Here is a 13,406-nt window from a genome sequence, read left to right as displayed (position 1 = left end):
CCTCGAGGGGGCCGGGGAACCTCAACTCCACGGGAACGCCCGAGGCGGCCTCGGCTGGGGCCGAGGCCGCCTCGGACTCCTTCCGGCACCGGGTCGGGCCGACCGCTTGCGTGCGGGATCAGCGGGCCAGGTGCACCGACTCGGGCAGCAGTTGGCTGGGCGCGCCCACGTAGGAGACGTACAGGGCGTCGCGGGCGCGGGTGCAGGCGGTGAAGAGCAGGTTGCGCTCCTCCTGGTAGACCTGCTCCAGCGCCACCGGGTCGCCCTCGGCGCCGCTGATCGCGGCCTTGGGCGGCAGCAGCGGCTCGCTCAGGCCCACCAGGGCCACGTGGCGGAACTCCTGGCCCTTCAGGCCGTGCAGGGTGCCCAACCGCACCGCGTCCACGTCCGTGGAGGCGTCCAACGGCGCGGTCGCGATGCCACTGACGTGCAGCTCCTTGGCGACGTTGCGCACCACCCACTGGTTGCGCCCGGCCACCACGATCGACGAGGGCCGCGCGCCCACCTCCAGTTGCGCCTGGAGCCACTCACTCAACGCGGCCCACTCCTCGGCGCGGCTGACGCAGCCGCGCACCACCGGCTGGGGGCCGTGCAGCACCGAGGAGTAGCCGTCCGGGCCGACCGCCGCCGGTCGGCCGAGAATCGGCAGCGCCCAGTCGAGGATCTCCTGGCTGACCCGGTAGCCGGTGCGCAGCCGGTGGCCGCGGCCGCGGACGTTGATGCCCAGCGACGCCAGCGAGACCCGCGTGTCGACGAGCCGCTGCGCGGGGTCGCCCACGATGAACAGGTCGTCGGGACCCTCGGGCACGGCGGCGCGCAGCAGCCGCCAGTGCGCGGGGTGCAGGTCCTGGGCCTCGTCGACGACGATGTGCCGGTAGCGCGGCCCGGAGGCGTGCAGCAGCCGCGCCGCCTCCTGCGCCACCTGCGGATAGGACCACTCGCCCGCGGCGCGCATGGCGGCGGTGTAGCGCCGGATCGCCTCCCACACGTGGGGGCGGAACTCGGGGGCCAGGTGCAGCATCCGGCCGCTGCGCTCGCACCGGACGTAGTCGGGCAGGGAGGCGAGGTCCTGGGCCAGGACCACCTGCTGCCACTCGTCGACGAGGAAGCGCCCCGAGAACGGCAGGCCGTCGGCGCGGGCGGCCGAGCGCCACCGTTCGGCGAGCGTCTCGTCGCCGAGGGTCTCCGGCGGCGTTCCGGTGCGTTCGTGCACGATGCCGCGTGCCAGGCTGTCGACGGTGACGACCTCGATGCGGGCGCGCACGTCGGGATCGGAGACCAGCCGGTCGAGCTGGGCGCCGAGGGTCTGGGTGAGCAGCCGGCTGCCGGTGGTGAGCAGCACGCTGGGGCGGGCCGCGGGACCGAAGTGGGCGGCGTCCAGTTCGGCCAGGTAGGCGGCGCGGTGCAGCGCGAGCACGGTCTTGCCGGTTCCCGGGCCTCCGGTGACCTGGGCCGACCCCGCGAAGCTCGCGGTGGCCAGTCCCCGGTGGTCGGGGTGCGGGGTGATGCGCCACTCGGAGAAGGGGAGCGCGAGGGCGCCCGCCAGTTCCGCGGGGCCGCTCACCGGAGGCAGCGCCTCGGCCGGGGCGGGCGGCTCGGGCATCTCCACGAGGTCGAGTTCGGGTCCGGTTCCCGCCCGGTAGACACGGGCGTAGGAGACGGCCTCGTCGTGCCGTCGGACCCCGACCAGGCAGTAGGCGCCCTCGTGCGAGGGGGCGACGATGCCGGACCACTCCGGGTTGATCTGCAGGACCCGGACCCGCGGGTCGGACGCGTCCGAGACGGCCTCCAGGTGGTCGCCGTCACCGGCGAGGTAGGACCGCATCGCGGTCAGGACCGTGTGCTGGACTCCGGTGTCCAGACGGGAGAAGTCGTTGAGGAAGGTCGGAGCGATCGCGAGTTGCGGCACGGACTGGTTCCCTCCGGTCATCGGCCTGACGTGGGACATCGCGTGAGGAAGAAGGCGTGGCGGCCACCGCGTCTACTCATAGGGATGCGCTTCCGGGAATTCCGGCAAACCCCTCTCTGGGGGGGAGGAACCGGAAGCCGAGGCGAGGGCTTCCACCACAGTAAAACGCCAGCTCAGAGCGGTTAATTCCGGTGTTTTCGAAGGTATGTCCGAAGGTTTTTCCGAGGGGTGCCGTGACCTGGGGGTTTGCTTGGCGCTCCGGTGGCCTTAATTGGAATTGGTGACCGTCCGAAACCGGTGCGGTGGGCGGGGGCGTGTCCGGGGCACGGTGCGCGGCGGAGTGCGCCGGGGGAGGGCCGTTCGGGCGGCACCACCCCCGACCGCAGGCGGTCAAGCCGGTCCGACCGTGTTCCGGCCGGCCGCCGCCGAGGCCGCCCCGGACCGGGGTGCTCCTCACCCGCGTCGAGGTCTTCGACAGGACCGGTGCGCGGATTTTCGGTCGGTCGCACGGGGCCGTGTTCGCGGCCCACCGCGCCGCGGCCCCGGCCGGGCGCGCCGGGCGCGGTGCCCGTCCGGCCTCAGTGAGGTGGGCGTCGGTCGTGTGGGGAAGGCGGGTCGGCCGATCGGTCCGGGGGTGTTCCAGTCCAGCCCCCGCGGTGGTGGCCCGCTTCGGGGGCCGGGGTGGAATACCTCACCCACCCCCGGGCTCTCCGCGAAGACCCCCGCGCCCACCGCAGAACCGAACACTCACACCCCAGTCAGTCATCGTCGTCGATCAGGTAGGGGTGCGTCGGCGCGTCCTTCGCCTCCGGATACGGCGCGAACCAGGAGTGGGCGTCACGGGAGAGGAACCCCAGCGGATCGGCGGAGGAGTCGTCCGGGTCGGCGGAGTCGAGGTCCTCCAGGTAGAGCCACTCGTGGTCGTGGTGGGAGTGGGCGTTGCTCTCGAAGACGGCGAACATCGCGGTGACGTCGTCGGGGTCCACGGCCGCGAACGAGACCAGCAGGTCCTTGGCGTTCTCGATCAGGATGTGCAGGGCCAGGGACTCGGCGGTGGAGGCGGGCGGCAGCCACGGCGAGCCGGTCAGGCGGGCGTAGACGACCGCCGAGGCGACCAGGAACTTCTTGGCGAAGATGACGTCGTAGTGGTGCCGGTAGCGGACCGGCAGATCGTGCAGGACGAACAGGCCCTGGGAGTCGTCGGCCGTCCAGTTGGCCTCGTCCTTGTCCAGCGACTCGGCCTCCTCGTCCAACGTCATGATGTCCATGATCAACTCCTCGGTCAGCACCGAGGCCCGGTCGACGAGCGCACCGGCCGCCAGGAACCGGGCGTCGGGATCCGCCAGGGGCGGACCGAAGGAGTCGAGTTCGAACGCGCGGAGCCGGGAACTGAGCGCCAGCAGGCGGCGGCGCTGCGCGGTGACGTCCTCGACCGGCAGCCCGATCCCGGCCGAGACCACGCCCTCGTCCGCCCCGCCTTCGAGCGCCTCGGCGAGTTCGGCGTCGCTGACCGTCACCTCGCACTTGCCGACCCGCCACTCCGCCAGCAGTTCGGTGCGCTCCAGGATCTCCTGGAGCAGGGCCTCGGCGCCGTTCTCGGCGAAGCTCAACGCGGGCGCGTCCACCAGCAGTTCGACCACCGCGCCGGTGGAGCGGACCTCCAGGCGGTGGTCGTAGGGGGTGATCTCCACTCCCTCGGGACCCTCCACCGTCGCCACCCGGTCAAGCCACTCGGAGAGCAGCGCGGCGGCACCCTGCTGCTGTAACCCGTCGAGTTCGGCCATCCCGGCGGGAAGAGTCAGCTCGGCGGTGATGCGGTATTCCAAGGAAGGCTCCCAAAGCGGCTCGATAGATGGAATTAGAGCATGACGGCGGACCCGCCGCGTACGGTCCCCGAGTCCCTCCCCGCACCACCTCTCCGCACCGTCGGTGACCTGCGCTCCCACAGAGCCGCTGACCGGGACGGAGCGCATGCGACCGCACGCGGGCAAAGACTCGGCAACGGCGGGTCAACAACCTCCCCGGGGCGGGGGTGCGAAGGCGCGTCCCGGGTAGGCGGGAGGATTCGAGCCAGCCAGCGGCATGCCAAGCCGACCGCACGCAGTGAGGAGCACCCGGCATGACGGACGTATCCAGTCAGGGTTCCCGACCCGGTGACGACCGTCGCCTGCTGACCGACCGGCAGGGACATCCTGTCTACGACAACCAGAACCAGCGCACGGTCGGCGCCCGCGGCCCCGCGACCCTGGAGAACTACCACTTCCTGGAGAAGATCAGCCACTTCGACCGGGAACGGATTCCCGAACGTGTGGTGCACGCCAGGGGCACGACCTCCTTCGGCTACTTCGAGTCCTACGGCATGTGGGGGGACGAGCCCATCGACCGCTACACCCGCGCCAAGCTCTTCCAGGGCAGAGGCAAGCGCACCGACGTGGCGGTCCGCTTCTCCACCGTGATCGGGGGACGGGACTCCTCGGAGACGGCGCGCGACCCGCGGGGCTTCGCCGTCAAGTTCTACACCGAGGACGGCAACTGGGACCTCGTCGGCAACGACCTGGCGGTGTTCTTCATCCGCGACGCCGTCAAGTTCCCCGACGTCATCCACGCGCTCAAACCCGACCCGGTGACCTTCCGCCAGGACCCCAACCGGATCTTCGACTTCATGTCGCAGACACCGGAGTCCATGCACATGCTGGTGAACCTGTTCAGCCCGCGCGGCATCCCCGCCGACTACCGGCACATGCAGGGGTTCGGCGTGAACACCTACAAGTGGGTGAACGCCGAGGGCCGGACACACCTGGTCAAGTACACCTGGATGCCCAGACAGGGCGTGCGCAGCATGACGGAGGAGGACGCGGCCAACATCCAGGCCACCGACCTGGGACACGCCACCCGCGACCTGCGCGAGGCCATCGACCGCGAGGAGTACCCGGAATGGGAGCTCCTGGTGCAGATGATGAGCGACGACGAGCACCCGGAGTTGGACTTCGACCCGCTCGACGACACCAAGACCTGGCCCGAGCAGGACTTCCCGCCCAAACCGGTCGGCCGCATGGTGCTCAACCGCAACGTCTCCAACCAGTTCCTGGAGAACGAGCAGATCGCCTTCGGCACCGGGGTGCTCGTCGACGGGCTGGACTTCTCCGACGACAAGATGCTCGTGGGGCGCACCTTCTCCTACAGCGACACCCAGCGCTACCGGGTGGGGCCCAACTACCTGCAACTCCCGGTGAACCAGGCCAAGAACGCCGCGGTGCGTACCAACCAGCAGGGCGGCATGATGGCCTACGCGGTGGACGACACCGGCGACAACCCGCACGTCAACTACGAGCCGTCGATCACCGGTGGGCTGCGCGAGGCGCAGTACCCCACCCCCGACGAGCAGGGACCGGTGATCACGGGAAGGGTGACCCGCAAGCGGATTCCGCGCACCAACGACTACAAGCAGGCGGGGCAGCGCTTCCGGCTCATGGAGGACTGGGAGCGCGACGACCTGGTCAAGAACTTCGTCGCCAACCTCTCCCAGTGCGACCGCGCCATCCAGGAGCGCATGGTGTGGCACTGCCTGCTCGCCGAGGACGAACTGGGACTGCGCGTGGGCGAGGGGCTGGGCATCACCCCGCAGGACGTGGCACACCTGGAGCCGCTGCAGAGCCAGACCCTCACCGACGAGGACCGCGCCCGCCTGGCCAACCTCGGCAACAACGGCCCCCGGGACGTCTCGGGACTGACCATGACCCACTGCGTCCCCGACGAGCGGTACGTGGTGAAGCACTGACCCCGTCCGCGCAAGACGCGCGCCTTGCGCGGACCCGGGTGTCCGGCGCCCCGCGGGACGCCGGACACCCGCCCCACTAGCGCACGGCCTCCGGAACGGGGAGCACGCCGCCGCGCCGCAGCAGTGCCGCCGCGTGCCGCCCCAACGGGGTGAGCACGCAGCACTCCCCGAGGTCGAGGTCGTAGCGGAAGCACACCAGCCCCAGCGACTCCAGCAGCCGGGTGGCGAGAGAGCACCCGAAGTCTCCCAGCCCTCCGTCCAGCCCTTCCAGAACGCGCACGGCAACCGTGCCGCCGTCGGCCGCGCACAGGAGTTCCAGCCACCGCGCCGGAACCGGGTCCCCGGCCTGCTCACCGGGGACGCGATGCGCCCACAGCACCGCCAGCAGCTCCACCCCCGCACGCCACACCCGCGCGGCCTCCGCGGGCAGTGACGGATACTCCGGACCGGGCAGCACCCATCCGTGCTCCCGGCCCACCGCCCCGGGAACGCGGTCGCACCGCTCCACCACCACCTCGAGCATCCGCGCGAGCAGCAGGAAATCCAGCAGTTCGCTCTCCTCGGGACACTCGGAGCGCGGTCGCGGGGAGTCGGCGCGGGGCTCCGCCCACGAGTCGAGACTCAGATAGTCGTAGCAGCGGACGACCGATCCGGACGCGGGTTCCCGGGACACCTGCCGTCGGGCGCCCACCCAGCTCAAGAACCCCTGGACCCGAAGCACCAACGGCACCGTACGGGCCGCCCACACCAGTTCCCGAACACCCATGCACGCCTCCCGGACAGGTCGAGGACCTGCCGCGTGGGGCGACGAGAACCACCCGGGGCGGGTGACGCGGCTGTGGACTCCACACTAGGCCGCCGCGCCGTTCTCCGACAGCCCCGCCGTGCGTCCTGTGGACAGACCAGGTCCCGACCGGTGCGGGGCCGCGCCCCCGACGGGACGCGGCCCACCCGGCCTCAGTCCCCGGGGCGTCGGCGCGTGGGCACCCCGATCCGGTTGTAGGCGTTGATCAGCGCCACCTGCGCGACCAGCGCGCCGATCTCCTCGGTGGTGAAGTGCTCGGCCAGCGCATCCCACGTGGGGTCGTCCACACCGTCGACCAGACGGGTGGCCTGGTCGGTGTAGGCCAGCGCCGCCCGTTCGGCGTCGGTGAACAGCTCCGACTCCGGCCAGACCACCAACTGCAGCAGCCGGTCCTCACGCTCCCCGTTGCTGCGCGCCTCGGCCGCGTGCATGTCCAGGCAGTACACGCAGCCGTTGAGCTGGGAGGCGCGGATCTTCACCAGTTCCCGCAGCACCGGGTCGAGCGGGCCCTCGCGCAGCGAGCGGTCCACCGCGGCGAAGGCGGCGGAGGGGCCGGGGGCGGTCTGGGCGAGTTTCATCCGAGTGGCGGTCACGTCGCTCCTTCCTTGTCGTCCCGGTCATCCCGGGTCGCCAGGAAGACGACGCAGCCACCCCAGGTGTGACAGCTTGTGCGGGTTGAGCACCCGGCGGATCGCGGCGATGCGGTCGCCCTCCCAGCCGAAGGTGTCCACCGAGGCGAGTTCGCCCCGCCAGTAGCACAGCGCGCCGATCTCCCCGTTGACCTCGAACGGAAGCAGCAGTGCCGGACCGCGCCTGCGGGCCACCCGCAGCATGGTCCCGCCCACCCGCGTCGCGCCCACGATGGGAATCCGGGCCGCGAACACCTGGCCTCCGCCGTCGGTGGTGTAGACGACGTCCGGGTGGAGCAGCCGCACCAGGGCGTCGAGGTCGCCGTCGCGGTAGGCGGCGCGGAACGCGGCCAGCACCCGTTCGCGCTCGCCGCGCGAGGGTTCGGGCGGGGCGGTGGCGGCACGGACCCTGCGCCGCGCCCGCGAGGCGAGCTGGCGGCAGGCGGCGGGGGAGACCCGCAGCATCTCCGCGATCTCGGCGTGCGGCACGTCGAAGACGTCGTGCAGCACGAACGCCACCCGCTCGTCGGGCTTCAGCTCGGCCATCACGATCAGCGCCGCGGTGGTGACCGACTCCTCCACCAGCACCGGCTGTGCGGCGTCGGCGCCGGTGGGCAGCGGCTCGGGCAGCCACGGCCCCGGATAGACCTCGTACCTGCGGCGCGCGGAGCCCAGCAGGTCCAGGCAGCGCCGCCCGGTGACCCTGACCAGCCACGCCCGCAGGTCGCGCACCCCGGACAGGTCGGCCCGGGCCGCGCGCAGCCACACGTCCTGTACCGCGTCCTCGGCCGCGCCCACCTCACCCAGCAGCCGGTAGGCCACCCCGAACACCACGGGCCGGTGCGACTCCCACTCGGCGTCGAGCCTGCCGCGCGTCGCGGAACCCCTCGCCTCGTCCCGGGACTCCCGCACACCTCCGCTGCCGCGCACCACACCTCCCCGTTCGGTCCGGCGAACCAGGGTAGGCGACGGCGGGCCGCGCGCGGCCCACGCGGTTCAGGAGCGCCGGGTCGCGTCGCTGGTGAACCGGTGCAGGGTCGTGCGGGCCTCCTTGCGCACCTTGGGGTCGGGGTGGTTGTCCCCGAACCAGGTGAGCAGGAACCGGGTCTCGGGGTGGCGCAGCGACAGCGCCATGTCGAACAGGGAGGCGCCGCCCGCCCGGACCGGCATCTCCTCCCACTGCTCGGAACCGAGCAGGTCCATGCGGGCCAGGGCGGCGATGCTGTCGAGCATCACCCAGGGCAGGTCGCCGGACTGCAGGTCGCTCTCCTTGAGGAAACCGGCGTCGAAGAGCCAGCTACGGGCCTGGGTGCCGAAACCGGGGTCGTCGCGCAGCTCCTCGTAGGCGGGACGGGCGGCGGGGGCGTGCTCGGCGGTGACGGCGCGCACCGCGGCACGGTGGGTGCAGTCGTCGGTGCGGCGCGCCACCGCGACCAGCTCCCGCATGGCGGTCCCGGCTCCGCGCGCCGAGATCCAGGCGTCCAGGTCGGTCTCGCCGAACGTCTTCCCGGCCGCCGCGCGCTCCAGCAGCACCTCGGCGTCCTCGGCCATCAGCTCGTCGAACTCGCGGATCAGGTAGCCCTCGTAGCTCAACTCGCCGAACGCCTCGGTCGTGCCGAGCGGGGTCAGCCGGTAGACCGGCTCGTCGAGCGGGTCGGCGTCCGCGTCCGGCTCCTCGCGTTCCACGGCGCCGAGCTTCTCCAGCTCGCCGAGGACCAGTCCCACGGCCGTGGTGAAGCGGGCCTGCTCGGCGTCGGGCAGCGCGCCGCCGAGGTCGATCCACTCGCCCAGCACGGCCACCGTCTCCACCAGCAGCGACACGGGCAGCGCCGTGTCCTCGATGAACAGCGAGGTCAGGATCGCCACGGCGAACTCGTCGGGGTCGAGCCCGAAGGCGTCGACGAAGGAGTCCTCGTCCAGGTCCATCGTCTCGGCGACCGCGTCACCGACCGCGGCGAAGGCCACCCCCCACGCCTCGGCCGAGTCCTTGGGCAGTTCGTCGGGCGCCTGCGCGCGCAGGCGGGCGATGGTGGGGGCGGCCTCGATCGCCGCGTCCATCTCGCTGTCGGAGAGCAGGCGGGGAGCCTGCCAGGTGTATCCCGCCCGCCCCGGACCGGCGACGAGCGGCTTGAGGCCGACCGCCTCGCCCTCGGCGACGGCCGCCAGGAGTTCCTCGTCGACGGGGATCTCGCCGTCGGCGACCCGGTCCTCGAACTCCGCGACCTGCTCGGGGTCGTCCACGTCGTAGCCCAGGTCGTCCATCAGGCGGTGGAGGTAGGCGCCGACCCGGTGTTCGGCGGGGTTGGCGATCGCCTCGCGGTAGGGATCGGCGAGCGAGGCGGCCACGGCGAGCAGTTCCTCCGGCGAGTCGGAGCGCTCGTCGAGCAGGCCGCGGTCGTCGAGGAACCGCAGCCAGGCGTCCAGGGCGGCGCGTACGTCGGCGGCCTGGAGCGGGGGCCGGCCGCCGCGGTTGGGCAGCCAGTGCAGCATCAGGGCGGCCACGTCGGCGACGTGCCAGCGGGCCAGCAGGCCGTCGCCGCCCTCGTTGAGCCCGCCGTACTTGAAGTCCAGCAGTTCCTCCAGGGCGCGCCGGGGCACCCTGAGGTCCTGTTCGCGTCCGTGGTCGAGCACCCGGCGGACGAACCGGCCCCGGTACTCGTCGAACGTGTCCGGATCGGCGTTGGTGAAGACCAGGCGCATGAGAGAAGACCAACCTGAGACGTAGGAACAGCGTGCGGAGAACGCCCGGAACCCCCGGCGAACACGGCGGCGAGGACCGGGCGACGGTCTGTGACCAGACACCTCGCACTCTACCGCCGCCCGCTTCTGTCCGGGGGGTCTCTCCACGGGGGCGGCTGGGCGACGGCCTCGCTTCCCGCCCCTCCGGGCAGTGGGAGGTGGGGGAATCTTCCCGAACGTCTGTTCCGGCATGTTGCGGTGCGGAGGGGAACGTGTCGTGCTCCGTCGGTCGACGGGTTTCCCGGAGGCCGGGGTCTTTACGGCGGTGCGGCGGCCGGGCCGCGCCTCTCGCTCTCCTGATGGGCGCACACTCCAGCCGTGTGGAGATCATCGGGCCGGTGTCCGGACCGCTCCTCGACGCCGGTGACGGGACCGCCTCGGCGCTCACCGGAGCGCGGGAACTGCCGTACCGGTGCGAGCCCGAAGGCGCTGACGCCTCCGCGTTCTGGGAGCCGGGACATCCGCCCGCGCCCCACGCGGCGCCCCCGGTCGTCTTCACGGACGACCGCCGAGCCGCCGCGGTGGCCGCAATCGGCCTGCCGTGGCCTCTGGCCGGAGGCGCGGCCGGGATGGCACCGTGGACGGATGAGACGGATCTTCGGGTACGCGGGCGCTTCCGCGTTGGTGGTGCTGCTCGCCGGGTGCGGGCAGGCAGTCGAGGGCTCCGGTGGGGCCGCCAGCCAGGAGGAGGGGGCGGGAGGCGCCCCGGAACTGCCCGCCGGGGTGCGCGAGGGGGCCGCGGCGCAGGGCGCCGCACCCGAACTGATCTACAGCGTCCAGTTGCCCGGACATGCTCTGGCCGAGCAGTCCGCGGGGGTCTACGGCGAGGACGGCTACCAGGCCGCCTACACCTCCGGCGGCGACATCGTGTGGCTGACCGTCACCCGTGGCACGGTCACGGGTGAGGAGGACTGCGTCCGGCTGCCGACCGTCAACGGCGGCGTCGCGGCGGCGGACTCCGCGGTCACCTGCGAGCAGGACGCCAACGGCTGGTACCGGACCAGCGGCGACCGGCACGAGTACGTCGTCGTCCACGGCGACCACGTCGTCCGGCTCGACGCCGACCGCGACAGCGTCGACCGCGACGCCCTCGCCTCGGCCGCGGCCGGAGCCGCCCCGGCACAGCCGACGGACGGGGAGGAACCCACCGGCGGAGCCGTCGAGGCCCCGGGAGGCCCCGAGAGCCCGGTGGAACGCGGAGACCTGCCCGAACACGGCGACGGCGCGCCGGACAACAGCGTCGGCGTGGGCGGCTGAGCCCGCACCCTCGCGCGGCCGCCTCAGTCCGGCGGCAGGAACGGACTGGGCTCGCCGTGCCAGCTCACGTACAGCGCCTCCCTCGCCCGGGTGCACGCCACGTACAGCAGACTGCGCTGCGCGGCCAGGTCCGAACGGTGCTGGTTCTCGTCCAGATCGGGACTGGTGACGCCCTCCATCAGCGGCAGGGCGGTGGCGGTCACCCCGGACACGGCGACGGCGCGGAACTCCAACCCCTTGACCCCGTGCATGGTGGTGACCCGGACCGTGTCCGCCGAGTCGTCCACGGTGTGCTGCTGCGGGTTGAAGCGGGAGGCGGGCAGTCCGTGGGCGCGCAGCGCGCTGACGACCTCGGTGACGCCCCGGCGGGTGCGCGCCGTCACGCAGATGTCGCCCGGCGCGATCCCGCCGGACAGCCAGGAACGGACCTGCTCGGCCAGGGCCGCCAGTTCGGCGGCGGCGTCGGGCGCCCCGTACAGCACCGGCGGGTTGCCGCGCAGCAGGGACCGGGTGGAGCCGGGCGGCTCCGGGGTGCCCGCGCCCGGTTCGGCGGTCCGCTGGCCGCGCATGATCTGCTCGGCCCAGGTCAGGATCTCGGTGGTGGTGCGGTAGTTCACCCGCAGCGGATGCGACCGGCCCACGACGTTGATGCCCAACTGCCTGAAGGAGACGGTGTTGTCGTAGATGCGCTGCCGGTTGTCGCCCGCGATGAACATGTCGTTGGGGCCGGGCGCCACCGCCGCGCGCAGCGTCCGCCACTGTGCCGGATGCAGGTCCTGGGCCTCGTCGACGACGATGTTGGTGTACGGCCTGTCCGACCGGCCGTCGAGGATGCGGGTGGCCGCCGCGTGCAACTCCAGCGTCGGCAACTGCTTGGTGCGCCGCATCCAGGCGCGCGCCACGGAGATGGCGTTCCAGATCTCGCGCCGCTGCTCCACGGTGAGCGGCGTGGAGCGGCCGCGCCGCGCGTCGGGGTCGAGGTAGCCGTCGACGGTGGTGATGCCCTGCGCCATCACCACGTGCCGGTACTCGTGGAACACGAAGTCGGCGGACCAGGGCAGTCCGTGCTTGCGGACGACGTTGGCGAACATGCCGCGCGCGTCGGAGTCGCGGCGCAGCCCCACGTCGGGCCACTCCTCGCGCACCACGGTCAACGCGAGCTTGTCGGCGGTGATCACGTCCACGTCGGCGCGCAGCTCCTCGTCGAGCAGCAGCGCCAGGTCCCGTCGGACCGACTCCACCAGGGCGTTGGTGAAACTGGTCAGCAGCACCCGGCCCCCTAGCGGCAGGTTCTCCGCCAGGTGCTTGACCCGGTGCAGCGCCACCACGGTCTTGCCGGTGCCCGGGCCGCCGTACACCAGCGCCGGACCGTTGAACACCGGCCGGTAGGCCAGTGCGCGCTGGGTGGGGTGCAGGAACACCCGCCAGGCGTCGAACCCGCGGCTGAGCACCTCCTCGATGTCATCGTCGTCGTCGACCAGCATGACCCGGTGCCGGGTGTTGCGGATGGCGGTGTCGTAGTCGTCGGGAGCGACCGGGCCGCCCGACACCGCGCGGCGCGGCTGCACGACCTCGCGCATCACCTGGTCCACGGGCGTGCCCTCGGCCAGGTGGAGCAGCACCTCGAACTGGTCCTGCGGGATGGCCGGTCCCCAGTCGGCGAGTTCGGCGCGGGTGGTCAGGGTGCGGCTGAACCGGACGATCTCGTCGTCCACGCCGAGTTGGCGCAGCGCCTCGTCGCCGACGTCGGAGAACAGGGAGGGGTCGGCGGCCGGAGCGGGGACGGACGCGGGTTCGGGTTCGGGTTCGGGGGCGGGAAGCGGGTCGGCGCGGCCGGTGCGCTCCTCCAGAGCGCTGGCGTCGCGCCGCTCCAGGGTGCCCATCACCGTGTTGACGTCGTGGCGCTGGTCGGCCGCCCACTTCTCGGCGTTCTCCCGCGGCAGCAGGTGCACCAGCAGGAACGTCTCGCCGGACTCGGGCGCCAGCATCACCCCCGTCCAGGAGTCGCTGATGCGGAACGTGCGGACGCGCGGGTCCTGGCCCTCGGGAAGCGCCCGGATGCGCAGGTCGGGGTGGGCCAGCAGCGCGGGCAGCGGCAGCTCCCGGAACTTGCGGGTGATCGCGGCCAACCGCTCCCGGGTGGGCCGGTCCAGCTTGTCGTACTGCGGAAGGCACGTCGCGTCGATGGCAAGCCGCGGCATGAGCCTCCTTCACCCGGTGTGCGCGTTCGCGGGAGGGACCCGCATGGTCATCGTTCCCACCTGCGTGCGCTTTTGATCATTAGCAGCG

9 protein-coding genes are annotated in these 13,406 nt (G+C 72.3%); 2 read left to right on the top strand and 7 right to left on the bottom strand.

The genetic code is table 11. The features are described 5' to 3' along the window. Positions 1-118: 118 nt before the first annotated feature. Both NI17_RS14585 and NI17_RS14580 read right to left on the bottom strand, forming a co-directional pair. Positions 119-1,909, bottom strand: a complete 1,791-nt coding sequence (locus tag NI17_RS14585; RefSeq protein ID WP_068689091.1) for a UvrD-helicase domain-containing protein — start codon at positions 1,907-1,909, stop codon at positions 119-121. A 758-nt stretch (positions 1,910-2,667) separates the two neighbouring features. Next, positions 2,668-3,735, bottom strand: a complete 1,068-nt coding sequence (locus NI17_RS14580; protein WP_119267721.1) for a hypothetical protein — start codon at positions 3,733-3,735, stop codon at positions 2,668-2,670. 293 nt (positions 3,736-4,028) lie between these two features. On the opposite strand from NI17_RS14580, the gene NI17_RS14575 reads away from it, so the two are divergent. After that, positions 4,029-5,687 (top strand): catalase, encoded by a 1,659-nt coding sequence (locus tag NI17_RS14575; protein WP_068688542.1) that lies wholly within the window; start codon positions 4,029-4,031, stop codon positions 5,685-5,687. 76 nt (positions 5,688-5,763) lie between these two features. On the opposite strand, the gene NI17_RS14570 is transcribed toward NI17_RS14575, so the two are convergent. From NI17_RS14570 to NI17_RS14555, 4 genes are all read right to left on the bottom strand, one after another. Further along, the gene (locus NI17_RS14570; protein WP_068688544.1) at positions 5,764-6,453 is read right to left on the bottom strand and encodes a hypothetical protein; all 690 of its coding nucleotides are present in this window, start codon (positions 6,451-6,453) and stop codon (positions 5,764-5,766) included. Between the two features lie 191 nt (positions 6,454-6,644). After that, positions 6,645-7,085 carry a carboxymuconolactone decarboxylase family protein gene (locus NI17_RS14565; protein ID WP_234401691.1) on the bottom strand — a complete coding sequence of 147 codons (441 nt, stop codon included), beginning with the start codon at positions 7,083-7,085 and terminating at the stop codon, positions 6,645-6,647. Between the two features lie 24 nt (positions 7,086-7,109). Beyond that, the gene (gene sigJ / locus NI17_RS14560) at positions 7,110-8,051 is read right to left on the bottom strand and encodes an RNA polymerase sigma factor SigJ (protein ID WP_234401692.1); all 942 of its coding nucleotides are present in this window, start codon (positions 8,049-8,051) and stop codon (positions 7,110-7,112) included. Between the two features lie 66 nt (positions 8,052-8,117). Continuing rightward, positions 8,118-9,821 (bottom strand): hypothetical protein, encoded by a 1,704-nt coding sequence (locus NI17_RS14555; protein WP_068688547.1) that lies wholly within the window; start codon positions 9,819-9,821, stop codon positions 8,118-8,120. 624 nt (positions 9,822-10,445) lie between these two features. On the opposite strand from NI17_RS14555, the gene NI17_RS14550 reads away from it, so the two are divergent. Continuing rightward, positions 10,446-11,117, top strand: a complete 672-nt coding sequence (locus tag NI17_RS14550; protein WP_068688549.1) for a hypothetical protein — start codon at positions 10,446-10,448, stop codon at positions 11,115-11,117. Between the two features lie 23 nt (positions 11,118-11,140). On the opposite strand, the gene NI17_RS14545 is transcribed toward NI17_RS14550, so the two are convergent. Then, entirely contained in the window at positions 11,141-13,318 is a 2,178-nt protein-coding gene (locus NI17_RS14545; RefSeq protein WP_068688551.1) for a UvrD-helicase domain-containing protein, read from the bottom strand. Positions 13,319-13,406: the final 88 nt, after the last annotated feature.

Source organism: Thermobifida halotolerans (assembly GCF_003574835.2).
Lineage (GTDB): Bacteria > Actinomycetota > Actinomycetes > Streptosporangiales > Streptosporangiaceae > Thermobifida > Thermobifida halotolerans.
Note: the sequence above shows the minus strand (reverse complement) of the source record. Positions and strands in the feature narration are given on the sequence as shown.